This window comes from Leuconostoc sp. XM4, assembly GCF_055698815.1.
In genome coordinates this window covers 309,588-335,967 of record NZ_CP134507.1, presented here as the reverse complement: position 1 = coordinate 335,967, position 26,380 = coordinate 309,588, and the positions used below count along the sequence as shown (strand labels likewise).

The 26,380-nt window shown below is 37.0% G+C and carries 26 protein-coding genes and 1 tRNA gene; 5 read left to right on the top strand and 22 right to left on the bottom strand.

Translation table 11 applies throughout. From position 1 onward, the window contains the following. Positions 1 to 107: 107 nt before the first annotated feature. The 19 genes from RHP64_RS01895 to RHP64_RS01805 form a co-directional block, all read right to left on the bottom strand. Positions 108 to 1,889, bottom strand: coding sequence for an ABC transporter ATP-binding protein (locus RHP64_RS01895; protein ID WP_025267765.1), 1,782 nt, complete (start codon positions 1,887 to 1,889; stop codon positions 108 to 110). Beyond that, on the bottom strand, positions 1,889 to 3,607 hold the full coding sequence (locus RHP64_RS01890) for an ABC transporter ATP-binding protein (RefSeq protein ID WP_025267764.1): 1,719 nt from the start codon (positions 3,605 to 3,607) through the stop codon (positions 1,889 to 1,891). The genes RHP64_RS01895 and RHP64_RS01890 overlap by 1 nt, the downstream gene beginning before the upstream one ends. A 195-nt stretch (positions 3,608 to 3,802) precedes the next feature. Then, entirely contained in the window at positions 3,803 to 5,281 is a 1,479-nt protein-coding gene (gene gtfA / locus RHP64_RS01885) for a sucrose phosphorylase (protein WP_011679246.1), read from the bottom strand. 2 nt (positions 5,282 to 5,283) lie between these two features. Next, positions 5,284 to 6,474: an MFS transporter gene (locus tag RHP64_RS01880; RefSeq protein ID WP_462785053.1), complete on the bottom strand. Its 1,191-nt coding sequence runs from the start codon at positions 6,472 to 6,474 to the stop codon at positions 5,284 to 5,286. A 198-nt stretch (positions 6,475 to 6,672) separates the two neighbouring features. Next, positions 6,673 to 7,329, bottom strand: coding sequence for a histidine phosphatase family protein (locus RHP64_RS01875; protein ID WP_011679244.1), 657 nt, complete (start codon positions 7,327 to 7,329; stop codon positions 6,673 to 6,675). Beyond that, positions 7,326 to 7,820: an NUDIX domain-containing protein gene (locus tag RHP64_RS01870; RefSeq protein ID WP_004164738.1), complete on the bottom strand. Its 495-nt coding sequence runs from the start codon at positions 7,818 to 7,820 to the stop codon at positions 7,326 to 7,328. Before RHP64_RS01870 ends, RHP64_RS01875 begins: the two co-directional genes overlap by 4 nt. A gap of 1 nt (position 7,821) precedes the next feature. Continuing rightward, on the bottom strand, positions 7,822 to 8,475 hold the full coding sequence (locus RHP64_RS01865) for a YfbR-like 5'-deoxynucleotidase (RefSeq protein ID WP_025267762.1): 654 nt from the start codon (positions 8,473 to 8,475) through the stop codon (positions 7,822 to 7,824). A gap of 57 nt (positions 8,476 to 8,532) precedes the next feature. After that, a complete protein-coding gene (gene mprF / locus RHP64_RS01860) occupies positions 8,533 to 11,067 on the bottom strand; it encodes a bifunctional lysylphosphatidylglycerol flippase/synthetase MprF (protein WP_025267761.1) in 2,535 nt (844 codons plus the stop codon). Continuing rightward, complete coding sequence (locus RHP64_RS01855; protein ID WP_014324284.1) at positions 11,054 to 11,788, bottom strand: alpha/beta fold hydrolase; 735 nt, start codon at positions 11,786 to 11,788, stop codon at positions 11,054 to 11,056. Before RHP64_RS01855 ends, mprF begins: the two co-directional genes overlap by 14 nt. Positions 11,789 to 11,845: 57 nt before the next feature. Then, entirely contained in the window at positions 11,846 to 12,208 is a 363-nt protein-coding gene (gene yajC, locus RHP64_RS01850; protein WP_011679240.1) for a preprotein translocase subunit YajC, read from the bottom strand. 91 nt (positions 12,209 to 12,299) lie between these two features. Beyond that, positions 12,300 to 13,520 (bottom strand): tRNA guanosine(34) transglycosylase Tgt, encoded by a 1,221-nt coding sequence (gene tgt, locus RHP64_RS01845; protein ID WP_011679239.1) that lies wholly within the window; start codon positions 13,518 to 13,520, stop codon positions 12,300 to 12,302. A gap of 150 nt (positions 13,521 to 13,670) precedes the next feature. Continuing rightward, the gene (locus RHP64_RS01840) at positions 13,671 to 14,906 is read right to left on the bottom strand and encodes an MFS transporter (protein WP_042250992.1); all 1,236 of its coding nucleotides are present in this window, start codon (positions 14,904 to 14,906) and stop codon (positions 13,671 to 13,673) included. Beyond that, a complete protein-coding gene (locus RHP64_RS01835) occupies positions 14,903 to 15,676 on the bottom strand; it encodes an amino acid ABC transporter ATP-binding protein (protein ID WP_011679237.1) in 774 nt (257 codons plus the stop codon). The genes RHP64_RS01840 and RHP64_RS01835 overlap by 4 nt, the downstream gene beginning before the upstream one ends. 10 nt (positions 15,677 to 15,686) lie before the next feature. Further along, a complete protein-coding gene (locus tag RHP64_RS01830) occupies positions 15,687 to 16,658 on the bottom strand; it encodes an NAD(P)-dependent oxidoreductase (RefSeq protein ID WP_014324281.1) in 972 nt (323 codons plus the stop codon). An 11-nt stretch (positions 16,659 to 16,669) separates the two neighbouring features. Continuing rightward, positions 16,670 to 17,905: an aminotransferase-like domain-containing protein gene (locus RHP64_RS01825; RefSeq protein WP_014324280.1), complete on the bottom strand. Its 1,236-nt coding sequence runs from the start codon at positions 17,903 to 17,905 to the stop codon at positions 16,670 to 16,672. A gap of 32 nt (positions 17,906 to 17,937) precedes the next feature. After that, positions 17,938 to 18,675 carry an amino acid ABC transporter ATP-binding protein gene (locus RHP64_RS01820; protein WP_011679234.1) on the bottom strand — a complete coding sequence of 246 codons (738 nt, stop codon included), beginning with the start codon at positions 18,673 to 18,675 and terminating at the stop codon, positions 17,938 to 17,940. A gap of 2 nt (positions 18,676 to 18,677) precedes the next feature. Then, positions 18,678 to 19,382, bottom strand: coding sequence for an amino acid ABC transporter permease (locus tag RHP64_RS01815; protein ID WP_011679233.1), 705 nt, complete (start codon positions 19,380 to 19,382; stop codon positions 18,678 to 18,680). Between the two features lie 12 nt (positions 19,383 to 19,394). Continuing rightward, on the bottom strand, positions 19,395 to 20,222 hold the full coding sequence (locus tag RHP64_RS01810; protein ID WP_011679232.1) for an amino acid ABC transporter substrate-binding protein: 828 nt from the start codon (positions 20,220 to 20,222) through the stop codon (positions 19,395 to 19,397). A gap of 50 nt (positions 20,223 to 20,272) precedes the next feature. Continuing rightward, positions 20,273 to 21,019 carry an amino acid ABC transporter permease gene (locus tag RHP64_RS01805; protein WP_061514760.1) on the bottom strand — a complete coding sequence of 249 codons (747 nt, stop codon included), beginning with the start codon at positions 21,017 to 21,019 and terminating at the stop codon, positions 20,273 to 20,275. 624 nt (positions 21,020 to 21,643) lie between these two features. On the opposite strand from RHP64_RS01805, the gene RHP64_RS01800 reads away from it, so the two are divergent. Next, positions 21,644 to 22,144 (top strand): cysteine hydrolase family protein, encoded by a 501-nt coding sequence (locus RHP64_RS01800; RefSeq protein WP_014324279.1) that lies wholly within the window; start codon positions 21,644 to 21,646, stop codon positions 22,142 to 22,144. A 431-nt stretch (positions 22,145 to 22,575) separates the two neighbouring features. Here RHP64_RS01800 and RHP64_RS01795 read toward each other — a convergent pair whose 3' ends face one another. The 3 genes from RHP64_RS01795 to RHP64_RS01785 form a co-directional block, all read right to left on the bottom strand. Then, positions 22,576 to 22,881, bottom strand: coding sequence for a hypothetical protein (locus RHP64_RS01795; protein ID WP_014324278.1), 306 nt, complete (start codon positions 22,879 to 22,881; stop codon positions 22,576 to 22,578). A gap of 175 nt (positions 22,882 to 23,056) precedes the next feature. Further along, positions 23,057 to 23,128: transfer RNA gene (locus RHP64_RS01790), tRNA-Glu, on the bottom strand. 94 nt (positions 23,129 to 23,222) lie between these two features. Beyond that, a complete protein-coding gene (locus RHP64_RS01785) occupies positions 23,223 to 23,438 on the bottom strand; it encodes a P8 family protein (protein WP_011679229.1) in 216 nt (71 codons plus the stop codon). A 143-nt stretch (positions 23,439 to 23,581) separates the two neighbouring features. Between RHP64_RS01785 and RHP64_RS01780 the strand changes: the two genes are divergently transcribed. From RHP64_RS01780 to RHP64_RS01765, 4 genes are read left to right on the top strand one after another with little or no spacing between them, the layout of a single operon-like run. Next, positions 23,582 to 23,788 carry a helix-turn-helix transcriptional regulator gene (locus tag RHP64_RS01780; RefSeq protein ID WP_011679228.1) on the top strand — a complete coding sequence of 69 codons (207 nt, stop codon included), beginning with the start codon at positions 23,582 to 23,584 and terminating at the stop codon, positions 23,786 to 23,788. Next, on the top strand, positions 23,781 to 24,248 hold the full coding sequence (locus RHP64_RS01775) for a hypothetical protein (RefSeq protein ID WP_025267752.1): 468 nt from the start codon (positions 23,781 to 23,783) through the stop codon (positions 24,246 to 24,248). The genes RHP64_RS01780 and RHP64_RS01775 overlap by 8 nt, the downstream gene beginning before the upstream one ends. A gap of 11 nt (positions 24,249 to 24,259) precedes the next feature. Continuing rightward, positions 24,260 to 25,153, top strand: a complete 894-nt coding sequence (locus RHP64_RS01770) for an ABC transporter ATP-binding protein (protein ID WP_011679226.1) — start codon at positions 24,260 to 24,262, stop codon at positions 25,151 to 25,153. After that, positions 25,146 to 26,366, top strand: a complete 1,221-nt coding sequence (locus RHP64_RS01765; RefSeq protein WP_025267751.1) for an ABC transporter permease — start codon at positions 25,146 to 25,148, stop codon at positions 26,364 to 26,366. The genes RHP64_RS01770 and RHP64_RS01765 overlap by 8 nt, the downstream gene beginning before the upstream one ends. Positions 26,367 to 26,380 lie beyond the last annotated feature (14 nt).

The following is a 26,380-nucleotide window of genomic DNA, read 5'->3' as shown; positions in this document are numbered from 1 at the left end:
AAAATGGTCGAATACTGATGCAATTGTTCTTCACGTAAAAAAAACAACAAATCATTTTCCATCCTTTATAACACAGGACTTCAAACTATTTGTTGATTTTTACTATGTTAATCAAATACCATTTGATTATGGTACAATTCTGAATAGAATCCGCCTTCAGCAACTAATTCTTGATGCGAACCCTTTTCAATAACTCGACCATCTTTAAGAACAACAATTTTATCAGCACCCAGTATTGTTTTCAATCGGTGCGCAATAACAAAACTCGTACGTCCAGCAATAACATTATCCATCGCCGCTTGGATTTTTGCCTCTGTCACCGTATCTACATTAGATGTTGCTTCATCTAATATTAAGAAATCCGGATTAGTCAAAATTGTGCGGGCGATTGATAATAATTGTTTTTGACCTGTTGAAAAGACCGAATTTTCGTCATCTACTTTGGTCTGATAACCTTCTGGAAGTGTCATAATAAAGTCATGGATGTTCGCCTGCTTGGCAGCATCAATCATTTCTTCTTCGGTAGCATCTGGCTCACCAAATTTAATATTATCTGCGACAGTACCACTAAATAATACTGATTCCTGTAACACAATGCCAACATGATCACGTAAAGACTTCAAGTCTAACTGACGAACGTCGGTGCCATCAAACTTTACGGATCCTTCAGTCACATCATAAAATCGATTCAATAAGTTCATGACCGTTGTCTTTCCTGAGCCGGTCGGACCAACAAGGGCTATCATTTCCCCTTTTTTAACGTCAATTGAAACACCGTGAAGAATTTCTTTGTCATCATTGTATCCAAAGTGAATATTTTCTAGGGTAACACCCGACTTTAGATTAGTTAATTTCTGACCACTTTCGGGGTTAACTTCTTCAGCTTGTTCATGGACATCGCTCAAGCGTCTTGCACCAGTAACAGCTAACTGCAACATATTATAAATAGATGTAATTTGTGTGATTGGTTGGTAATACTGTTGTGAATAGTTAACAAACACCACAATTAATCCCAAACCAACCGACTTATCCATACCGTCATGAACAATTAACCATGACCCAAAGAAAATCACAATAGCTAAGTTCAACAATGACAAGCCTTGCATTAGAGGAAACAGCATACCAGAATACATCTGTCCTTTAAAAGTAGCTTGCTTCACTCGTTCATTATACGGACCAAAATTAGCGATTGATTCTTGTTGCAATCCTTGCGTAATAATAATCTTCTCACCATTGATTTGCTCATTAATATAACCATTCATGCGTCCAGTTTCATCTTGCTGCGTGTCAATATATTTTCTAGCACGACTGATCACAAACCAGGCGACAATAATAGCAACTGGTGTTGAAGCCATAGTTACCCATGCTAATTTGACGTTCTGCTGAAACATCATAATAATGATACCAACAAACAAAGCGAATTGTGATAAAAGTTGGAAAATGGCCTGGTTCATCGCGTTAAAAATATTATCTAAATCAGACGTAAACAAAGATAAAATTTCGCCATCTTGATGCGTGTCAAAATATTTAATCGTCATCCGTTGCAATTTAGCAAATAGACCAATTCTCATCCGGCCTGATGCCTCTGAACTAATACGACTAGATATAAAACTAGAAATGAACATTGTTACTGCAGTTAAAGTAAAGAAAATCATCATTGCTTCCAGCGCATGATAGAAAGGTGTTTTGCTAGCAACAGCATGCGTTTGAGGATTCAAGTATTGACCTAAATAAGTCGATAATTCTGTAATTGCCTTTCCCATATAAACTGGTGCTTTAACTTGGAAATAAGTTGAGGCTATTGTCACAACAACTACGAAAGACAATGCTAACCAATAACGCTTAAGATACTTTGCAAAATATTTAATTGCGTGTTTAATATCTGTCATTATTCTGCCCCTTTCGCTTTCTGTGTTTGATAAATTTCAGCATAGACCGGTGAAGTTTCAAGCAACTCATGATGTGCACCGATGCCTACTACCTTACCCTCATCCATTACTAAAATGCGGTTGGCATGAATAACTGAACTGATTTTTTCAGCAATTACAATTGTTGTCGTTCCTTTTAATTCCTGGTCAAGTGCTTCTTGAACCAGCTTTTCGGATCGAGCATCTAAAGCCGATGTTGAATCATCTAAAATCAATATTTTAGGACTACCAACAACACCTCTTGCTATAGAAAGACGTTGTTTTTGACCACCGGAAAAATTGGCAGAACGCTCTTCAACAATGTGGTCAAAATTATCTTCATAACGATTAACAAACTCCGCAGCCTGTGCAATTTCAACAGCTTTTTGGAAATCCTTTTCATTAGCGTCTTTTTTACCTTGACGCAAATTTGCTGCAATCGTACCACTAAACAATATGGCCTTTTGTAGAACAAACGAAACCGCAGCTCGCAACGACTTTTCGTTTACTGCTTTGAGATCCACACCACCAACAGCTACCACACCTTCAGTAGGATCATACAATCTTGGGATTAATTGGGCAAGTGTTGTTTTACCTGATCCAGTTGCACCAACGATACCGATCATCTCACCTGCTTTGATATCAAACGATACGTTTTTCAAAGCTGGTTTAGTATCTCCAGGATAGGTGAAAGAAACATTTTTGAATGAAATATTTCCATTCAAATCACGATCAGGCGCATCTTGAGCGTACGTTAAGTCTGGGGTCGTATCTAAAATTTCTTTAATACGTCTTAGCGAGACAAAACCACGAGATGCAAAGGTAGCCATCATACCACCAATCATAATGGCAAAGAATATTTGCATTAAATATGAAGTAAAAGAAGCAATCGCAACTAAATCATTGGGATGTTTGACAACATCGCGACCTACGAATAAAATAGCTGTACCGATAGCAACATAAGATATCAACATGAACATCGGCATCATAGTCGAAAATAAATAGCCAACAGTCGTGTTGACATGCGTCAACTCATTGGAATTATCCGTAAAACGGTTTGTTTCATTTTTTTCTTGGTTAAAAGACTTGACAACACGAACACCCTGAAGATTTTCCTTGGCCAACGTATTCGTCTTATCAATTAATGTTTGAATTTTGGAGAAAAACTTCCCCATTTGTTTAAAAATCACTTGCGAAGATACAAAAATCAGTACAACCATTAAAATTACAATCCACCATAAACGTGGCAATGTAATCAATGCCAAAATAAAGGCTCCAACAAACAATATTGGAATGCGTGTCAAAGACTGTAAAATCATCATGATTAATTGCTGCACTTGATTGACATCATTTGTCATACGGACAACCAAGTTACCCGCTGAAAATTTTTCAATATTACCAAATGAAAATGATTGTATTTTTTTATACTCGTGTGCACGAATATCTGCAGCAATCGCCTGTGAAACTTTGGAGGCAAAAATTGTATTAATTACACCAGCAACCAATCCGATTAAAGCTAAAAATAACAGTTGAAATCCGTAAGCAACAACCTTATTTTGATCATCAGCGATAATTGCTTTCATAACTTGCTGAAGCAATCGTGGTTGCCACAATGATGCAACAGCCATTATCACCACCGCAATAATTGAAAACATAATATCACGAGCATAAGGCTTTGCATGTTCTTTTAAAATTTGCATTTCATTTCCTCTTTCAAGACATTAAAAACTAATATTACGCTATCGAATACTATTTTTCAACTATTTAACACGCAACTAGTATAGGAAAGATTACTTTGCCTGTCAATGTAAAATATACCAATTATTCACTATTTTTAAGTACATAAAAAACCAGTACTCTTCGTACTGATTTTTTAATCATTCATATATTTAAAATTACAATTGTTGCTTATCAGCTTCTGTGTTGGCTAAGATTTCTTCACCATTTGCAGTGATTGTGAATGTCTTATCGGCAGCGTTGGCAACCAAGACTGCAACATTTTCACCAGACTTATCCTTACGAGTAATCTTGATAGTTGTATCAGATGGTGTTTCAACGTCAATTGATCCGTCCAAATCAAATGCAGCAAAGTTGTTACGCCATGACAAAAGCTTCAACAACTTAGCAACAACTGGGCGCTTAACTTCTTCCTTAACTTCATCAACTGAGTAGTAATGACGGTTGATGTTACGACCTTCTTTTGAAGATTCAAGTAATTCAATATCATTTTCACCGGCCAACAAACCAACATAGTAGATTTGTGGAATACCAGGAGCGAACACTTGGAAGATACGGCTTAGCAAGTATGCAGCATCATCATTTCCCAAAGCTGAGTAATATGTTGAGTTGATTTGGTAGATATCCAAGTTGTTGTATGAAGCAGAAGAGTAAGTCTTCTTCACGTTAGCACCAACTTTGTATAACTCTTCAGATGCATAATCAATTTCTTCATCAGTCAAGACGTCACGCGCATCAACAACACCTATACCGTCGTGCGTATCCAAAGTAGTAAATTGCTTCATTGGTGACATCTTCAACCATTTAGCCAATTGATTTGTTTTACCTGAATACAATGTATAAAGTGTAGTCATTGGCAAAGCAAAATCATATGTGAAGTAACCATGATCATTGATCTTCTTAGGAATTGAATAGTGTTCATGGATTTCTGGCAAAATTTCGGCCTTCAAAGGTGTCAAAATTTCACGAACCTCGTTCAATGTGTCCCAGATTTCAGGTTCAACGAAGAAGTCATTTGTATCAACTTTTTTAACAGCGTATGCAAAGGCATCCAAACGAATCAAGTTAGCTCCATGCTTCACCATGTCTTCAAGCGTTGTCTTGATAAATTCTTTAGCGATAGCTGAGTTTACATCGATATCAATTTGTTCATCACCAAATGTGTTCCACAAGTTTTCAGTTGTACCATCATCAAAAGTAATTTCTTGAGTTGGTGCCTTATCCTTACGCTTGTAAATCAAGTCAACATCGGCTTGTGTTGGACGGTTTTCACCAGCCTTGGCCCAGAACTTTTCCCAGCGAATGAAGAAATCCTTATATTTTGATTCATCATGATTCTTCTTGAAATCTTGATACATAACAGATTCACGTGAAATATGGTTAATCATGAAATCAAACATCAAGTAATATTCTTCACCTAATGCTTCTACATCACTCCAATCACCAAATGCTGAATCAACACGTGTGTAATCAGAAGGTGCAAAACCGCGGTCTCCCGTTGATGGGAAAAATGGCAACAAGTGAACACCACCAATTGCATCACCAATATCTTCTTTCAAGACTTTGCGAACATCCTTCAAGTTTTTACCCAATGAATCAGCGTATGTGATGAGCATTGCTTTATTTTGAATTTCCATAGTTATTTCTCCTGTTTTCTATTAGTTATAACTGTAATAATTGCGATAATAAGAAGTACCGAACCCAGATATGGAATAGTAGCATATGCTGAAGAAGCAGCGCTACCACCACCATGACCAATCATCTTTGCAAAAGCTGTAACTACAATCGGTTCAATGAATACACCAACGTTAAATCCGATTAATATGATTGACGTTACCAATGACTGACGTGCAAGTGGTGCCAACTTTGGTAATTGATTAAAAATAAATGGTGAAATTAATTGTAGGGGGAATCCTATTAATAAAACGCCTAAAATCAACATACCAAAGTTACCATTTGAAAATGCGACCAAGAAATTTGAAATCGCCATTAATACTAATCCAATTTGTAGTGTGAAACGACCAAACTTTGCCATAAACCAACCATATGTTACACCACCAATTGTTGCTGCAATCAGCATAGCTGACAATATTGGTGAGGTATTGTATCCGTCGCCCTTCAAGTCAGCCGCCATAAATGGAAAGCTAAGTTGAATGGCCATATAATCAATAACAAGGAAAGCAGCAAAGAGTGTCAGTACCAATACCAATGGACTAATACGAGTTACCTCTTCTACCTGTGTACTGTCCGTCGTTTCTGTCTTAAGCGGTGTCATTTCTGATGTATCAGGAACCCGCTTAATGAACAAGAACAAAATCGGAAATGCAATTAGGTATACCAAAAATGTTGCGTGCCAACCAAACGCTAACATCAATCCTGCTAACAATGTTAATACAGCTTGTCCAACTTGTTCAGCAGCTGCACGGTATCCGAGCATCGAAGAACGTGTTTTTCCGTTGTACATCACAGCAATCATGGACACTGCCAGTGAGTTGAAAATACCAAATCCAGCACCTAACACCGTTCGTGATGCTAAAATGATCACATATGAATCGGTAAAAAATGGTATCATTCCAGCAATTCCGACCAATGTTACACCTAAAATGATTGTATTTTTATCACCTAATTTAGCAGCTATAAAGCTACTCAAAAGAACAAAAATAGTCACAGTAATAGAAGGTGTAGTGGCCAGCACTTGCGCTTCGGTGGATGAAATATGCAACGCCTCTGTCATTTGTGGCAATGCGCCGTTAATAGCGTATGCACTTGTCAAGACAAATGAAATGCCCAAAAAAGCAATTTTAGTGAGCAGGCTATCTTGTTTAACCATATTATCTCCTTCAATTATGATAATCGCTTACCATAATATTGTAACCGGTTCCACCATAAAATGTCAATCGTTTAATACAATTTTTGTGAAGAAAATAACGAGTATGTTTTCTGAAACAACAATGAAAACATTATCATTAAACGATTTGTTTGGCTAAATTTAATCCTTAAAAAAATATAAAATATTAACCATATTTTATCAAAATACGGTGTTAACATCATTAAAAAGTTCCACTTGCAAACCGTCGTCATCAAGATTGAAAACTGCCACAGCACCATTTTTGGGTCTTTCGGCCCCGAGAAAATGGCCATAGTGCTGTGCCAAATTACCAATGAGCTGACCGTGCGTAACTAACAAGACATTAGCATTGGCTTTTTGTGTCATCAGGAGTTTTTCCAATGCAGCGTCTATTCTTTGCCAAAAACGTGTGGCGTTCTCACCTAGATGCTCTGGATCCACTTCGTAAATTTTATTCATAATCGCTGTCATGTCTTGAACTTCTGCAGCAATAGCATCTGGTGTGCCTTTATTTACGCCAAATTCTTTAGCCACAGCACCCCACATCACATCATTACTACCACCCTCAAAGCTACCGAAAAAGTATTCACGCCACTCTGGTGTAATTTGTAGCTTAGTATGCTCGTGGATATTTTCAGCTAGGATATATTCTGCCGTATGCATAGCACGTGAAGTATCAGAAGAAAAAGCTACGTCAAAAGCTACGTTTTTTAATCTTTTCCCAGCTTCCTGGCCATCTTTTTCACCTTTCTTGGTTAGCGGTGTATCAGCCCATCCCTGCACTTTGTTTAATGTATTAAATATGGTCTGACCATGACGTACAACATAAAGTTTCATTCGTTTTTCTCCCTCATCCAAGGTTGTTCACTAATCTCGTTTTGCGTCAATATAAGATGCATTGTTTTTTGTGCTTGTGGGACGAACATTTTAGGTTCTGGATGAACAGGCACAAATTGTAAATCAAGCGTTTCAGTACCATCTTTCAACATCTCACCACCAACATGCTCAACTTCAAAACCAATTCCAATGGTTTCTTGCGCATCACCCCAAGAATTTTTTTTAACCTCATTTGTGGCGATCCCTAACATACGAGTAACTTTAACATCAAGGTTAGTTTCTTCTTTAAATTCTCGTGTAACAGCCTGCATTGGTGAGTCGCCATACTCAAGATAACCACCAGGGAAGCCCCAGCCTTCATCGGAGTCCCAACGTTTTTCTAGTAATATTGCGTCATGTGCGTCGTTCCACAATACGCCAAATGCAGAGACAAATATCATGCCTTCGTGCCCAACTTTTTCACGCATGCGCGCAATGTAATTTTTTTCCATATTAATTATTAACCACCTCGGCAAAATCAGGTAACAAACTTTTAGCTAGGTCAAACAATACATCCTTATGAATGAAATCTTCTTTAAAAACTTCTGGTAATATTTCTTTTGCCAAATACTTCACACTGGCCATATCTTTAAATTCGGCGAGCGCTTCCAAGCTGCTTTGAAAAATATTCACAAAAACGGGTTCAGGGTTAAACTTTTCTAATTCACCGTATGCTTCATAGAGAAGATCAATTTTATCAGAAATAGATAAAATTTTGCCCTCAATCGTGTCATCTTTCCCTTCGCCTAGGCGTCGTGTGTATGCGGCTTGAAATTGTTCAGGAATTTCTGTTTTAATAAAGTTTTCAGTCATTGATTCTTCAACATCAGCTAACATGGAACGCAATGTTGACGTCGCATATTTCACTGGTGTTTTAATGTCGCCGATAAATCTTTCTGTATAATCGTGATTTAAAGCTTTTTCATAAACTGATTTCCAATTAATTTGAGCGCCATTTTGTTCCTCGACATCGGCTAAAAATTGAGCAATTTGAGTTACTTTCCATGAATGTGCCGCTACACTATGGGGCTGATATTTAAAAAAACCTGGAGCTCGGTTAATGAGTTCAAGCTGACTCATTCCCATGAAATATTGATGCATTGCCATTAACTATCAGAACATTTAGCAAATTATAACGCTATCCTAAATGTTTTTCCTCCTATTTTAATTGCTTCTAGTATATCTCATATCGCTTTTTGGTGCATGTTTCACTCCTTTGTTGTCTATTTTCAGCAATCCAAACATAACGGCAATAATGCTACTTTTTCTTGAGTAGCCAATGTACATAGGTTGCCAAACTTTGGTAAATTTATTTTTATAATGATGCAATCCTTCAAAGGAATAAACCTTTGAACCAAATTGATAGACCAAATTAGCCAAGCGCTCACGTCCAAAACTTTGACGATGCTGGCCAACATTAGCCAAAGGTGACATACCTAAATTAAATATTTTAAAATGCCGCTGTTTAGCATAATCAAATACGTTGACGAATAAAACATCCATGACACCATTCGGAGCAGCATGCGTAAATCTCATTAAGTCAACCGTCATTTGTTGTTCTGTATATGAAGTCACTAACGTTGCAAACGCTTCGATTTGTCCTTCTTTTTCAAGTACAGCTATTGGACCACGCTGCAAATAATTTTCATCAAAGAATCCGAGTGAATATCCTTTTTCTTCACGTCCAGCAAGCCATTCATCACTAATTAGTTGCATTTGCTGCAACACGTCATGCTTAAATGGTGGTTCTAATACCTTGAATTTGAAACCAGCACGCGTTGCTTGATTCATTTCTGAACGAATATTCTGCATTTTTTTACCAGCAGTCGAAAAATCATCAAGAATAACTAATGCTTCCTCACCAAGTTTAAAAAAATCATAACCAAATTCATGAGCCATCATGGCAATGTTTTCGCTAATTTCATAAAAAACTGGCATATAACCAAGTACGTCCGCTTCGTTTACAAATTGCTCCATCGCAGCAGCAAAGTACTTTTCGTTCCCAAAAGGGTCCCCCATAACCATCGCCTTGTTGTTAATAATTCGAAACTGAATACCCACAACATCTTCATCATCAATTCGATAAAAATATAGTCTTTTATCCCCCAAAAAAACGAGATTAGTGTAGTGATTATCACCAATAGTCAGAACTTTGTTCACTCTTGCTTCATCTAACCCCACACCAAGCGGGATCTGCTGTGAATGCAAAAATTTAGACAAAGCTAAACCAGAAACAGAGACAACACTGATAATAATAAGACCTACGTACCACCAATGCATGGATGGCATGTTGCCAACATGACGAAAATGGCGATGAATTGGAGGTAGATTAACCACGCCCAAAGCCAAATAACTAATAATTAGCGTCGCCCAAATCAGAAAATCCACAGCCTGCTCTTCCCAAGAGTGAATAAATTGCTTTCTATACAGAGACTTTTTACTAAATAACACCGCTATCAAAATAACGGCTATAAAAAACAACGGTGCCACATACTGATAAAAGAAAAATACGTATGTAGCTACTAGCAATAAGACAACAATAGTCGCCCCATAAGCGCGTTGTACACGATTAGCAATGCCACGGGCACTAATTAGGATCAAAAAACCAAATAAAATATTGGGTAATTGGTTGATTAAAGTATATGTGACCGGCCAAGAACGTAGGTGATTAAAAACAAATATTTGTTCTGCAACTTTGGGCATCGTCCCTGCTAAGACAAGCAACATACCAGATAAATAGAGTATAATAATCAAAAATTGGTGAACAACTGATTGGGCAACATAATGCGGTACACCTCGAAAACTAGCATTAATTCGTTTAGAAATACGTAAAAACAAAAGAGCCACAGCGCTCAATAAAGGAAACAAATTATAACTAACACGATATAATATGAGCCAAATAAAACTATCCACACGAGCTACATCAAAGAACGACAACATAATAATAATCGCAATGTCAAACGAACCCCAAGTTCCGGGTGTCATGGTAATCAGAGCAATTGCACTAGAAATAATAAAACTAAGTATGATTTCTGAAGGACCAATATCAATGTCAATAATACGACCTATTAATATAAACAACCCCACTTGAGCGAACAGCGTAATAACTGAGTTAATTATAAAACGTGCAACAACTGTGCTGTTTAAACTTTGCCAAATATTTATCCGCTTACTAAAGGAAACAATTATCCCTATGATAGCCACTAAAATAAACAGGGCTAACCACACTAATTGTTCAGTTAATTGTTTATTGGCATCTAATATTAAAATGACAAAAGCAACGACAGTTGCGAAGAGTAGACCACTTTGACCGAGTATGTACATTTGTATATACGGCTTAATCGGCTTTTGTTTTGGTTGATCATTATAAAAAATACGTCGTAAAAATACACTTAAAATACCAATAAAACCAGCATTTAAGTTAAAAACATTAACTAACCACGCACGCTGTAACACTTCACTCGTAGTTAGTCCGTAGCCTTGCCATTCGCGCAAAATAAGATCATTGAATAACATTGACATGATCACCAAAAATCCAGCTATAAGTAGCAACACCATTTGCCACCAAGCAATATCATTCATTGTTGACAAAATTGCATGCCACGTGATTTCTCGTGTCATAATGAACAGCTGAGTAATCAGCACTAGTGTAATAACTAATATAATTAACTTTGATAAAACGTGATTAATGCCCTTCATGCTTTCCCCCAAGTAAAAATGGTGTAATCAACTGTGCAAACTTCCGCGGATTTGTGTAGGTTACGAAATGCCCATGCCCACGCAGGATCATAACTTTGGCAACCGGCATAATTTTGGAAATACTTTCAATGTGTTGCCGTTTAACGATATCAAATTGCCCAATAACAAATAATATCGGTATTGTTAACACCTTTAATTGTGCCCGTGTAATATTCAATGGTTCACTCATGACATGTAGTTGCATATGACGGCGACGAGCTTTCTGACTAATTGGTGAAAATAATTCAGTTCCAAATCGTGCAATAGCATCCCCCCACCATAAAATACGATAAACACCATCTGCTGTTACATTAGGTGCGTTCAAAACCATTCTAGAAACATGATTCTGATTTTCAACGGCATATTTCAATGCAATATTAGCGCCATCACTATAACCAACTATGATTATTTTATCGATAGACAGCTCTCGTCTCAATTCATCGATATCACGAATCACATCTGCCATATCAATAGATTTTTTAGTATTGGTGGAACGACCGTGTCCTCGAGAATCTATTGCAATAACGTGAAAGTACGCTGTATAACTGGGTAATTGACGTTTAAAATAGTGGGCTGAGCTACCATTACCATGTAATAAAAAAACAGTCTTCAACTGATCATTACCGTATTCATCATATACAATTTTTGTACCATCCGACATAACTTTTGTGACTGTTTTCATATTTTCTCCATAATAAAAGGAAGCTTACGCTTCCTTTTATTATACTGCCACTATATATTACTTGTCATCTGCTGGCTTTTCAGCATCGTCAGTAATTTTTTCACTTGTTTCTTCGACCTTATCAGCAGGTGTAATATCAGCCACAGTTGGCTTTTCAGTATCTACTGGATTGCTGATAGAACGAATAGCTGATAATTCATATGTTAAAATAACACCTTCAGCATCTAAATCAACAGTCTTTGCAGCATTATCCACGCTATCAACAACTGCGTGCAAACCACCAATGGTAACAACTTTGCTACCTTTTTGCAAACTTTTTTGCATATTTTGTTGTTGCTCACGTTGCTTCTTTTGCTGACGTGACATAAACCAGAACATTGCCACAATAATTACTAATGGCAAAATCAAATTCAACGACATTCTAACTCCTACTTTCCTAAGCGAGTTTAGCTACGCGTTCCATTTCACGGTAACTTTTACTCATTTTGCTAATACTATTATTATACCAAACTTAGAATAATCGTGCATTAGGCTTATTATATCCATATTCTTCCATAACAGTTTCACGGAAAGCCAATAGTTCATCGTTTTCAATAGCAGTACGCATATCTTCCATGAATTGTAACAAGAACCGCAAATTATGTTCCGAAGCTAATTGCGCACCTAATAATTCATTTGCATTAAATAGGTGATGCAAATAAGAACGAGTTAATGTTTTAAAAGGATTATAACCTGGTATATCGTATTGTGCTAAATTGCCAAATTGTTCCTTACGAATAGGATTTGGTGAGTAATAACTCAAATCAGGATCTAATGGCGTGAAATCATTCTTATATTTTGAATTTCGGATGACAACACGACCGTAACGTGTCATCAACGTTCCCTTGCGTCCTATTCTAGTTGGTAAGACACAATCAAACATATCAACACCGCGCATCACACCGTCTATCAATGAATCTGGTGCTGCCACGCCCATCAAGTAACGTGGCTTATCTTCTGGTAACAGGGGCATAGTGAAGTCCAGAACCCGATTCATTTCAGCTTTAGACTCACCTACTGATAGACCACCAACTGCGTATCCGGGTAAATCCATATCCACCAAGTTATTGGCCGATTCAGTTCGTAAAGCTTTAAAACCTGCTCCTTGAACAATACCAAATAAAGCTTGCGTATCTGTCTTCTTATGCGCTACTTTGGCTCGCTCAGCCCACCGCAGCGAGCGTTGCATTGAATTCTTGATATAATCATATGTTTCAAAATAAGGAATGGCTTCGTCTAGCTGCATCATAACATCAGATCCAAGGTTGTTTTGAATCCGCATGGCTACTTCAGGTGATAGGAACATTCTGTCACCATTAACATGATTCTGGAAAGTTACGCCTTCTTCTTTTAATTTACGTGCATCGGACAATGAAAAAACTTGAAAGCCACCAGAATCAGTCAAGATAGCCTGATCCCATCCCATATATTTATGTAAACCGCCTGCTTCAGCAATTAATTCATCTCCTGGACGTACCCATAAATGATATGTATTGCTTAAAATGAATTGTGAACCAATGTCTTTTAATTCACGCGTGCCCACGCCTTTCACAGCACCTTGTGTGCCAACAGGCATAAACATCGGTGTTTCAAACGTACCATGTGGCGTGTGAATACGACCTCGTCGAGCACCTGTATACTTTTCAGTATGAAGGTGTTCATACCATACTGCAGGATGTTTTTCATTTGCCATGTTTCTTCTCCATTTCTAGCAACGTATCGACCATTTCATGTTGAAATTACCACGAAAATGGTAATTTGATACTTTACTATTGTACGTGAAAAATCCGAACACTGTCAACTTAATCAACACCTCGGGCATGGTACCGCCCTCTTCTCTTTTTTATTCATTTAACAAACGATTATGGGCGATTACTAACAACAAAGTTGCAATGACCATTGTAGCCGTGAGACAATACATTCCAAAGAAACCGATAAAATTGGCAACTACACCCCACATAAAAGCCCCTAAGCCATAGGCGACATCCGTACCAGAGGAAAAAATTGCCGTTGCCCGACCACGTTGTGCTGAGGAAACATTCTTCAAAACCACTGCATTCATCAACGGAATAAGTAATGCAAATCCAAATCCATTCAAAGCACCGGCTAAAACTAACCATTCCACCGTTGCACCAAAAGCAATCATAAAATAGGCTGAGGCAATCATTAATATACCGGCTATTACTAACACATAAGATCTAAAGTATAGATATAACTTCGCAAACCAAACACGAACTAAAGCACCAATAATCGCCTGCATAGTAAAGCTAAACCCAACAATCGTCGCTGATAAATTTTTTTGCTCACCAAATTGGACTAAAAACGCTGTAACAGCAGCATTTGCGAAACAAACCACAAAAACAATTAGACTTGGCACCCACACACTTTTTAGACGAATTAAATCAAGAAAGCCTGTATTCTCATCTGCTACATGCTTAGATTTTTCAACATGAGTATAATTATCTTTAACGAAAAATGATAAAACAAACGCTAGACAAATCAGTGACAAACTAAAATAGAAAAGTGATTGAAATCCAAAATTTTCAACAACAACTAACCCTATTGCAGGACCAATGGCGGCTGGTAAAGTTTGCGATATACTAAAATACCCCAAACCAATTGATAACTTTTGCTTCGGTAACTTATCAGCTACCATAGTTGCAACCGACGTAGATTGGGTACCATTACCAATCCCTTGTAGCGCTCTTAAAACAATTAAACTAGCAATTGTACTATAAAAAATCAACATAGAAAAATCAGCCATCAAAATTGCTAAACCAATAAAAATTAATTTTTTTCGACCGTATGTGTCCAGTAACTTGCCAACTGGAATTCTCGCACAAAGAGCAGCCAATCCCCAAATACCGACAACTAATCCCGACATAATCGAATTACCACCTAAATGGGTTACATAAAGTGGCAGCGTACCCATTTGAGTAGTGACTGCTGTCATAACCAAAAAGTTAATCATCATTAGAATGATAAAATCCTTGGTAAAAAGACGCTGATCAGTATCTCTGCTTTGAGTACTGACTGCGCCTTTTACTTTGTCCAAACTTTGTTGATTATTCTGCATCATGAATTTACCAATTCTGGCTCTCCAAAATTTTTACCCGATAGTCGTGCCAAAAATTGTTGAGTCCGCTTATCTTTTGGTGCATTAAATATTTCTTCTGGTGGACCTTGCTCTACCACAACGCCACCTTCCATGTATAATACCCGATCTGCCACTTCATAAGCAAATTGCATTTCATGTGTGACGACAATCATCGTGTGCCCTTCTTGTGCCAACTCTTTCATAGCGGATAAAACTTCACCTACTAATTCAGGATCCAAAGCACTCGTTGGTTCATCAAACAATAATAGTTCTGGCTGCATCGCCATTGCTCGAGCAATCCCTGCACGCTGCTGTTGCCCACCAGAGAGTTGAACAGGATAATAATTTGCTCGGTCAGATAGCCCAACTCTGTCTAAAGTTGACAACCCAATTTTTGTGGCCGCTTCGCGATCCATTTTTTTCACACGAATCAAACCTTCAATAACATTTTGCAATACCGTCATATTATCAAATAAAGCATGCCCTTGAAAAACCATCGCTGTCTTTAAAATTAGGTCTCGTGTATTTTGACGATCTTTTACTGTAAAATCTTTTGTCACATCATCGATCTTAATCTGTCCTTTGTCTGCTTTTTCAAGTGTATTCAAACAGCGTAAGAAAGTTGTTTTACCAGAACCTGATGGGCCCAAGATAACAATAACTTCACCTTTATGCAAGGTTAGATCAATACCCTTTAAAATTTCTTTTTGGTAAAAGGACTTGTGTACATCTTTAATTTCAATAAAACTCATTGCTTACCTCCTATTGTACAACAGTATTCTCTGATTTACCTTCAATAACAATATCACGTGCATTTTCTAATGCGGTTATTGCAATATCACGAACAGCTGCCTTCGTAAAATACGCAATATGCGGTGTCAGCAATACATTCTCAAATTTATTAAGTGACTGGTAATAGGGATTTGTTGCAAATCCTTTCGTATCCTCATCTTCCAATGCATCAAGTGCCAAACCTTGAAATTTTCCTTGCTGTAAGTGCGTTATCAGTGCTGATGTATCAACTATCTCACCTCGAGCTGTGTTAATTAATATGGCATTTTGTTTCATTAAACTAAGATTATCAAAGTCAAATTTATGGAAAGTTTGTTTATTTAGTGGCACGTGAATGCTCAACACATCGCTTTCAACTAATAACTGTTTAAAATCAACAAATTCTATGCCTGATCCAATTAACTCTGGCTTCAGACTACGAGAATTCATCATTACCCGTGCACCCATGAATTTCAGCGTCTTAGCCACAAGACTGCCCAATCGACCAGCACCATATATGCCCACGGTTACTTCTGTCAATTCTCTTCCCAAAAACTCTTTTCGCTGTGTCGTTTCTGGGCTATCAAGATATCGCGGTAAATTACGTAACAACATGAGCGCGCTCATCACTGTAAAATGCGATACAGATTCTGGCGAATAATCAGGAACATTAGTTATTGTCAGGTGATATTTTTCAGCAAATTCGAAATTAATATTATCATAACCTGTTGATTTGACAGAAATTTGTTTCATACCATTCTCTGCCAATCGAGCATATAACTTTTCATCAGTTTGAAAAGATTTTCCTGGATAAAAAATAACAGCATCAAAATCGCGAGTTAAATCAATGTTATCGTAGTCAATCGAAACAGGTAACGTTTTAACAGAAATCAGTTGTGTGTCAGCCCATTCATCGATAATATTTTTCTCTACAGCTGAGACGTTAAAAAATAGTATTTTCATATGCCCGTCTCTCAAATTACTGGGGACTTAGTTTGTTTTGCCGCCGCTGCTGCCTCAGAAATTCTTTCAATGCCAATTTTGATTTCAGATAATGTGGGTAACGTAAAGTTCAATCTAAAGTATTGCTCATAACCGCTACCTGCTGCACTCATAATATTGCCTGGAATGACACCGATATGGCGCTGTTCCAATTCGTCATAAAATGCTTCGGTTTCTATATCGTCATTTAGTTTAACTGATATGAAATAACCACCATCTGGTACAACAAATGCCATATTATCATCAGACTTTTGGGCTAGCGATGAAACCATTGTGTCCATTTTTTCCTTATAAAGCTGGCGTAAGTAATCAATATGTTCATTAAAGTCGTAATCGTCTATCAACTGACTAGCCAAATATTGCCAATATAAATTGGCAAACGAATCGGCAACTTGTTTCATCAAAACTAATTTATCGAATACGTCTTTTGGTGCTAATAAGTATCCCAAACGTGATCCTGGCGCTAATATTTTTGAAAAAGAACCTGCGTAAATGACATTACCCGTCTGATCAAATGATTTAATTTTTGGAATGGCTGTTTTTTCTGCATACAGCAAATCACCGTATGGATCATCCTCATAAATCATGACTTCATGTGCCTGACATATATCATATACTTCTTGACGTTTTTCAAGTGGCATTGATGTGCCAATCGGATTTTGAAAAGTTGGGATTAAGTACAACACTTTAATCCTATGCTCCGTGTCCGCTTCAAGTGTGGCTTTCAAGGCTGATGTATCAATACTTCCAGCCGAGAAATCAAATGGTAACCCTTGCACCGTGCCCCCGTAAGATTTAATCGCATTAACTGCGCCAACAAATGTTTGTTCTTCAGTTAGAACAATATCACCTTCATTCACAAATATTTTAAAAACCAAATCCATTCCTTGCGTCGAACCAGAAGTAATCAAAACATCATTATTTTCAACATCTAAAGACTGGTATTTTGCTAATCTTTCTTTAATTTGTGCTCTTAATCTCGGAATCCCTTCGGTTTCACCATACTGCATAAAGTCAAATGCGTGATCACGGTAAATTTTTTCAGAAATTTTGGCCAACTTTTCAACAGGAAAGGCCTGATTGCTAGGATAACCATAAGTTAGTTTAATATAATCATCAGCCTCTTGAACATGTTTGGCTTGTTCCCGCAAAGGATTTGGGAGCAATCCTGCTACCCGTGTTGCAAATTCATAACGCTTTTCTGACATATTACGCAGTCTCCTTTAAAATTATTAATTGCTTATTGTACTGTAAAACGGTTTAAGAATGCTTTTGTTCGTTCTTCTTTCGGTGTTTCAAATATCTGTTGCGGCGTTCCTTCCTCCACAATCACGCCATCGGCCATAAAAATAACCCGGTCACTCACTTCGTACGCAAATTGCATTTCATGTGTCACTACAATCATGGCTACACCGGCATCTTTAACCCCTTTCATGACTTTAAGCACTTCGCCCACAAGTTCTGGGTCTAATGCCGCTGTTGGTTCATCAAACAGTAATACCGCTGGGTGGACTGCCAATGCTCGTGCGATACCGATACGTTGTTTTTGTCCACCTGATAATTGTGCTGGGTAATAATCACCATGATCTGGTAAACCGACAGCTTCCAATAATTCAGCGGCACGCACTTCAGCCTCTTTAACACTAAATCCATGAACAATAACCATGGGTTCCATGATGTTTTGCTTTGCAGTTTTGTTTAAGAACAACGCATAGTTTTGAAATACCATCCCCATTTGTCGTCGCAACTGTAGAATATCATTCGCATTTGCTTGACCAAATGTAACTTGTTCATCATTTACCGTTATTGATCCTGAATCGGCTGTTTCCAAAAAATTTAAACAACGTAGGAAGGTTGTTTTTCCAGACCCAGATGGCCCTAGAATGGTCACTACCTCACCCTCATTTAAAGACAAGCTAACGCCCTTAATGACCTCATTATCATTGAAACTTTTATGGACATCCTTAACTTCAATCATTATTACGCCCTCCTTGTCTTTTTATCCATACGTCCTTCTAATAGAACAGCAGCTCGTTCAATAACAATTGTCATTAACCAGTAAATGATTGCCGCAGCAATGTAAGCTTCAAAATATTTATAGTTAGAACTAGCGGCTTGCGTTGCCGTTGAGAAAATTTCAACCACAGAAATTAATGATGCAATTGCTGTACCTTTGATTAAGTTAATCAACATATTAATAATCATTGGTAAAGCGACTGGAAATGCTTGGGGTATTAACACACGACGAATTGTCTGCAAGTTGGTCATACCAAGTGATCGTGCAGCGTCAAACTGAACAGTTTTCACTGACTCAAAAGCACCTCGGAATGCCTCACTCAGACCAACCATTGCCATCAAGGATAACCCAATGATTGCTAGAAGGCTCATTGGTAAATCACCATAGTGCATATGCCATCCTAGTGCTTTAGCCACACGATTAAAATTCTGGGAAGTAACCATGAAGATAAGTAAAAAAACTAAAATCAAGGGAACGCCTTTAAGAATGGTAATCATGATGGTAAACAACTGTGATAATACCGGCACTTTATAGTGTCGTACTAGTGCGATGACTAATCCTAATAATCCGCCAAGAATTAAACTAACAAACGCCATGTAAATCGTGATGGGGATGTATGGAATTAATTTAACTACCACTTGAAATATAAATCCAATATCAAAGTTCATTGAAATCCTCCACTAATCCTTAGGTACATAATCGCCCTTTAACCACTTATTACTCAACTTCTTAATTGTGCCATCCTTCTTCAATTCTTCCATTGCCTTGTTAACAGCCTTAACCAATTTTGGATCAGCCTTTTTATTAAACATTGGATAAGCGTTAGAATGGTTAACAGCTTTTCCATAGACTAATTTCGTTTTGAATTGACGATTCAACAAATCAATTGAATACTTAGGAGCTGGGTAAACGTTAAACTGGTTAGAATTGATTCCTTGCGCAACTTGCTCCATTGTGTAGGTTCCACGTACAACTGAATATGCATTAGGATTTTTCTTTAGGTAAGCATCTGTTAGAGTTGCTTGGTTCGTTGAATTAGTAACATAAAGCTTCTTTCCTTTTGCATCCGCAAATGAGTTCAAAACGCCGGTTGATTTCTTTGTAGCCAACAAGGTATCCCAGACAGTATAGCCAACGCTTCCAAACTTAAAGTCTTGCTTTCGTTCTGTATTCTGTTCGATCTGTTCCATAGCCATCGTTGTCTTACCACTCTTCAAGTTTGTGATTAACGTAGGAAAATCAGATAGTGTTAGCTTGAATTTATATTGTGGTAACTTTTTATCGATGGCTTGGATCAAAGCAATATCCATACCAACTGGTTTTCCACTTTTATCTAAATATGCAAAGGGTTGAGCATCGTTACCGGAACCAACTTTAATTGTCTGTACTTTAGAAGATGATCCACTGCTTTTTCCGTTATTGTGTAATAATGCGACCGCAATAACTGCTACCACGACTACAATAATGCCAATCCATAGGCCCTTGCTACGACTTGCTTTGTTCTGCATAATATTACTCCTCTAATTCTCTTCTCATTTATCAACATCTTGTGTATGTATTAAGTTGTTTTTGGCGTCTCAATGACTGGTATTACAGGATTATTAGCCAAAATTGCTGTTTTGCGTGACGTGAAGTTACTGCGCTTTTCAATCCAGCGGAAGAATCTTTCTAAGATGAAACTTAAAATAACAAATATGATCATCGCACTAATGTAAGCCTCAACTGTGTGAAAGGTCGCCGTACCCAATGCTTTGGCTTTACCAACAACATCTAATACACCGATTGTGAATGCCAATGATGTATCTTGCAGCAACGAAATGACCATTGTCGCAAAACTGGGCACCGCAATAATTACTGCCTGAGGGAAAATAATTTTAAAATACATCTGACGCTTTGTGTAACCTGAAGTTAAAGCCGCTTCACGTTGACTTGCTGGCACGCTTTCCAATGCGGCACGAATGATTTCTGAAAGAAAAGCCGCCATATTCAATCCATATGTAATAAATAAATAGATCAATGGGCTGACATCATCTGTGTTAATGCCCACATATCCTAGAAACATCGGCAGTCCATAATAAACTAAAAACATTTGTATCAAAATTGGTGTCCCTCTAATAAAAGAAGTGAAGACTACTGCAATTTGTTTAAAGATTGGTGTATCTTCCATTTTGACAAACGCAATGCCTGCGCCGACGATTACGCCAATGATTGTTGATACTAGAGTAAGCAACAGCGTTGTCGGTAATGCTGACAATACATCAGGCAAATATTCCCATATAAGGTGTGGTTGAAAAAAATTATTCATAAAACGCCTCCTACTTCATCGATGAAATTAAAATTATAAGAACCTAATAAAGAACAATATTTTATATATTAATTTATAAAGTTATTAACCGGTTAAATAACATTATTATAATCATAAAATTAACTAGGTGTTAAAATACATCATACACGTTATAAATCAATTAAACAATAATTATGTTAAATTTGTTCACATTGCACAACGCAAAGCAATACCTCCTATCTACTAGTTCTAAAAATTATCACCATTTGTTCGTATATTCATCTCAACTTGATATAAAAAAGACCGATCAATAACGATATTGATTGGCCTTTTTTTGATAATATATAAGAAAAAAAATTTTATGACGTACCAGTGCTTGTACAAAATTAATGTCACTGGCACCGCAACTTATGTATTTAACAAACCTTTAAAATACGCAGCTACTTTATTCGTGCATCAACATATGTTTTTTTAATGTGTTAATATAACGTTGTAATTCAAATAGCTTATTTACGAAGATACTAATGTATTAGTTCATGATAAGAGTAAGTGAAAGAAAACGAATAATATTGGACTATAATACGTCTTTCTATTCGTTTAGTGGCTCCCTAAATTTGAACACTTAACTTAAAAGAAGGAAAAATGATGTTACCAATATCAGACACACTACTAGTTATTGATTTTCAAAATGGCGTTTGTAAAGAGCCGCAGGACATTTTTAACATTCAAGAATGTGTGACTGGTATAAACAGTCGCATTACGGCTTATCGTCATGCACATAAACCGATTATTTTTATCCAACATAACGACGAAGAATTAATATTTGGAAGCTTTCTTTGGAAAATCATCCCCGAAATTGATAGTCAACCAAATGATTATTTCATTCAGAAAACACATGCCAATTCTTTCTATCACACTAAACTAAGAAAACTACTCAACGAAAACGATGTTCGTAGCATTGAAATTTGTGGTGCTCAAACAGAGTTTTGTGTTGACACCACAATCAAAATGGCACACGGTTTGGGCTATGAATTGCAAATGAAAAAAGGACTTAGCACCACATTAGACAATTACTACATGAGTGCAAAACAAACTGTGCAATTTTATGAGAACATATGGAATGATCGGTTTTTAAGACTGTTTTAGGTACCCCAAAATAAACAAGTTTTTGATGCTGAATCAGAATATGAACATTTTAGAAAGCAACATAATATGAACAGGATAGATACCAAAAGTAAAACATTTCAATTGAGAGCAGCAGTGGCGGTTATCGCCATTATTGTTTTCATAGTGAGCTTTAGATACATAGGGAACACCTATGTTATGTGAGGCATACATATTAGTTAGCCCACTCATCATTCTATCTGTTGCTCAAAAACTATACTGCCATCTGTATATTTATCGATAGTAAAAAACTCCTAAAATTAATCAGGGGCTTTTTTGTGTACAGGTTTTTAAGTGTAAATAAAAGTAATTAATTGACATTGGTTGATTAAATTAATAAATAACAGATATACGCTAAAACATAGACCAGCTTTCCAAGCTCGTAGATCATTTATTAAAAATTGATGCAACACTTACTTACAGTGTGCTTGTATATTATTTTTAATTTGAAATGCCCATATTACTACACGTTTACCAGAATAATAACAAAACCATGCTAACAATATTTCTATACCCATCACCGCAAGCCAAATAGTATGTAGGATTTTTAAAAACACAGCTGGAAATAAAATTATAAATACTGTAGCTACAACTATAAACCCACTAAGCATGATTAACCATACAAATATAGACAGCCAAAATTTAAAGCCAAATGGCTTATTATCGTCTACATCAAATAGTTCATCAGCTAAGCTAATAACTAATCCTAAAAATTCCATACTATTACTCACTTCCTTTTCTACAAATAAAAAACGGCTTATATGCCGTTATACTGCCTACTTGCGTATTTATAATGTTTCCAATTTATTACGAAATACAATGCAACGTTTTTCATAAGAAAAGGCGCTACATCAAGGTTTTTGAAACCTTATGCAACGCCATGAAATATACTAATAGCGCTAGAGGGAGTCGAACCCTCGATTTCGGCCTGAGAAGCCGACGTCTTAACCACTTGACCATAGCGCCATAACAAATATTAAGTATACCGAAAAAACCAGCATGCGTCAATGGTTTTTGCAACAAAAAAAGATTGAAACAATATCAATCTCTTTTTATCCGATTATGCTTCTTGCAATACTTTTTCAGCTTCAAGCTTAACTTCATCAGAACTCATGCTTTCATAAGCCTTCAAGTGTTTCAAAGTTTCCAAAGTGTTTTTGTTGCTTGTGTCCATATAATGGTTCCACAATGCATCGCGTAGTGGGGTTTTGTCCTCGCTCCAACTAAAGACTTCGCTCATTGGAAGATCCAATGTTTCAAATTTTTCATCAGCCATGTTTCGGCCCCCTTTTCTATACCTTAGTTATAGTTCTTATTTCCTATAAATGCAACCTTTTCAAAATGTAATCAAAACTTTACATTTAATGTAAAGTACGCTATACTATTTTTGTTGAATAGCCAAACTATAGGAGGCATACTTTGATAAATCGTATTCAAGAACTAAGAAAATCACGTAAATTAACTCAAGCAGAGCTTGCTGCTGAACTTGAGGTAACGCGTCAGACCGTGATATCACTCGAAAAAGGTAAATATAATGCCTCTTTGTTTTTGGCACATCGAATTGCCGAGTTCTTTGACTTACCGATTGAAGATGTCTTTATTTTTGAAGGGGGAAAAAATGATTAATAAACTATTCGCATCAACAAAACCAGGAATAACTGACGACGAATATCGTGCAAAAATCAAGTATCAAGTTAATTTTTTGACAATCGTTATCATATTGACTGTGGCTATTACAATGCTTTTAGCAAGCTTGCAAAAGTCACCAGCTTCGCGAAGTTTTCTACGTGGATTTTCATCCGGTATACTTGGCGGGGGTATCGGTACCATAATTACATCTAGAATACTATTTCATAATCGCAAGTATCTACACAAAAGCAAAATAAAGGCAACAGACGAACGACTGCAAGAAATTACTCACCGCGCAAATACAATAACTTTTATTATGTTACTAATTGTAAGTTATATTGCTATTTGCTGGGCAACTTTTTATTGGGACCGAAGAGCTGCATATCTATATCTCTTAATTGTCTTAATTTATTTGTTCAATAGTGGTGTGCGATATATACTAAATAAAATATTATAAGGAATAAAAATATGATTCAACTGACTAATCTTAACAAGACGTTCGGACAAAACATTGCTGTCTCTAATATGAATATGACGCTTACTGAAGGAAAAGTAATGGGACTCATTGGGCAAAACGGTGCTGGTAAAACGACCACCTTCCGTATGCTTTTAAACTTCATTAAACCAACATCAGGAACAATCACTTGGAACGACCAGCAAATTACCCAAAATGATAAACAGCGTATTGGTTTCTTACCCGAAGAACGTGGTTTATACCAAAAACGGACCGTTGAAGAACAAATATTGTACTTTGCAGAATTACACGGTATGAAACGTTCAGATGCCCGCGTTGCATTGAAAGATTGGATGAAACGCCTTGATGTCGTTGGTAAAGTAAGTGATAAAGTACAATCACTTTCCAAAGGAAACGCACAAAAAGTTCAAATGATCGCTTCATTAATCTTTGAACCCAGTCTACTCATACTCGACGAACCTTTTTCTGGTTTAGATCCTGTCAATACAAGCTTAATGATGGATGAAATCATACGCTTACGTGATAATGGTGCAATGATTATTTTTTCAAGTCACGACATGAACAACGTAACCAAGATTTCTGACGATCTAACTATGTTAAAACGTGGAAAAATCGTTCTCCAAGGTCCTGTGCAAAATATCCGTGAACAATTTGGTCGCACACGTGTCTATGTGGAATCCTCCACTTCAAGTGCAGCATTAAAAGCTATTGATGGTGTCGCCTCAGTTACGCCACATGGTGTTGGCTATGACTTAATTTTGTCAGAAGAGGAAGCTGGGCACCGTGTGTTTGACCTCGTTACAAAAAATGGCTATATCCCAGCCTTCAGCCAACAACCACCAACACTCGATGACATTTTCCGCCAGGAGGTCGCTATTCATGACTAATCAACTTTTTATTGTTATTAAAGACACTTTTCTCAGCCAATTTAAATCACGCGGTTATTGGATGCTTGTGATTTCTCCCTTGATTTTCGCTGCTTTAGCTGGTGCAGTTATATTTGGCATTACCAAAATGCAAGGCAATACAACACCCAATATTGCTGTTGTTGGCAACCAAGAAGTCCGCAGTATTTTAGTTCAATCGGAAAAGGAATTAGACATCCATGTTTCCAACATAACCAATGAGAAAAAAGCCAATACAGCACTGCAAAACGAAAAGTTAGATGGTGTGTTAACCGTCAACAAGAATGAAGCCACAATTACCACACAGCCTAAAAGTGAACAGATTCCAAAAGAAAAGATTACTGCTATATTAGGTAACTTATCACGTTCCCAAAAAGCTACTCAATATGGACTAACTGCTGAACAAACTGCTGATTTAGTGCAACCTTATAACTTGAAAAGCGTTGTCAAACAAGCAAAACAATCAACTAATAGTGGCAATACTGAAAGCGCTAACCAATTAATAGCCAGTGCAATTGGTATCATCACTATTATTATAGTCATGTGGTATACATCAATGATTGCAAATGCAATCGCCAATGAAAAATCATCTCGCATTATGGAAATTCTATTGGCAGCGACGTCTGCACGCGTACAATATTTTGGAAAGATCATCGGTATTTTTGCTCTGGTAACCACACATCTGCTAATCTACGTCATCGCCGGATTCACAACTTTCAATTTCTTTAAAGAAAACAGTTTTGTAAAAGGATTAGCATCTAACTTAAATGGTGTGACATTATCATTTATAATCTATGCAGTAATTTTTGTTCTTGTTTCTGTTGCGCTGTACTTAGTGCTAACGTCAATGATTGCCTCCCTAATTAATGATAATGCACAAGTTCAGCAGGCTATTCAACCCATTTCCATGATTGCTATGGTTGGCTATGTATTTAGCTTTATCATGACTCAAATGCCGAATAATCTCTTGATTCGCATTCTTAGTTATATACCATTTGCCTCTCAAAGTATGATGCCAATACGTCTTGTTACGCATACTGAGGGATGGCCTGCAGCCATAAGTGCATTACTCATTGCTGTTATCACATTATTCTTACTACTATGGTTTGGTCAAGGTATTTACGCCAGAAACGTTCTATCTTACTCTGATGAACCAATTATGAAACAACTAGCATCAAGACTGCGCCACAAGTAAACGGAGGATCACAT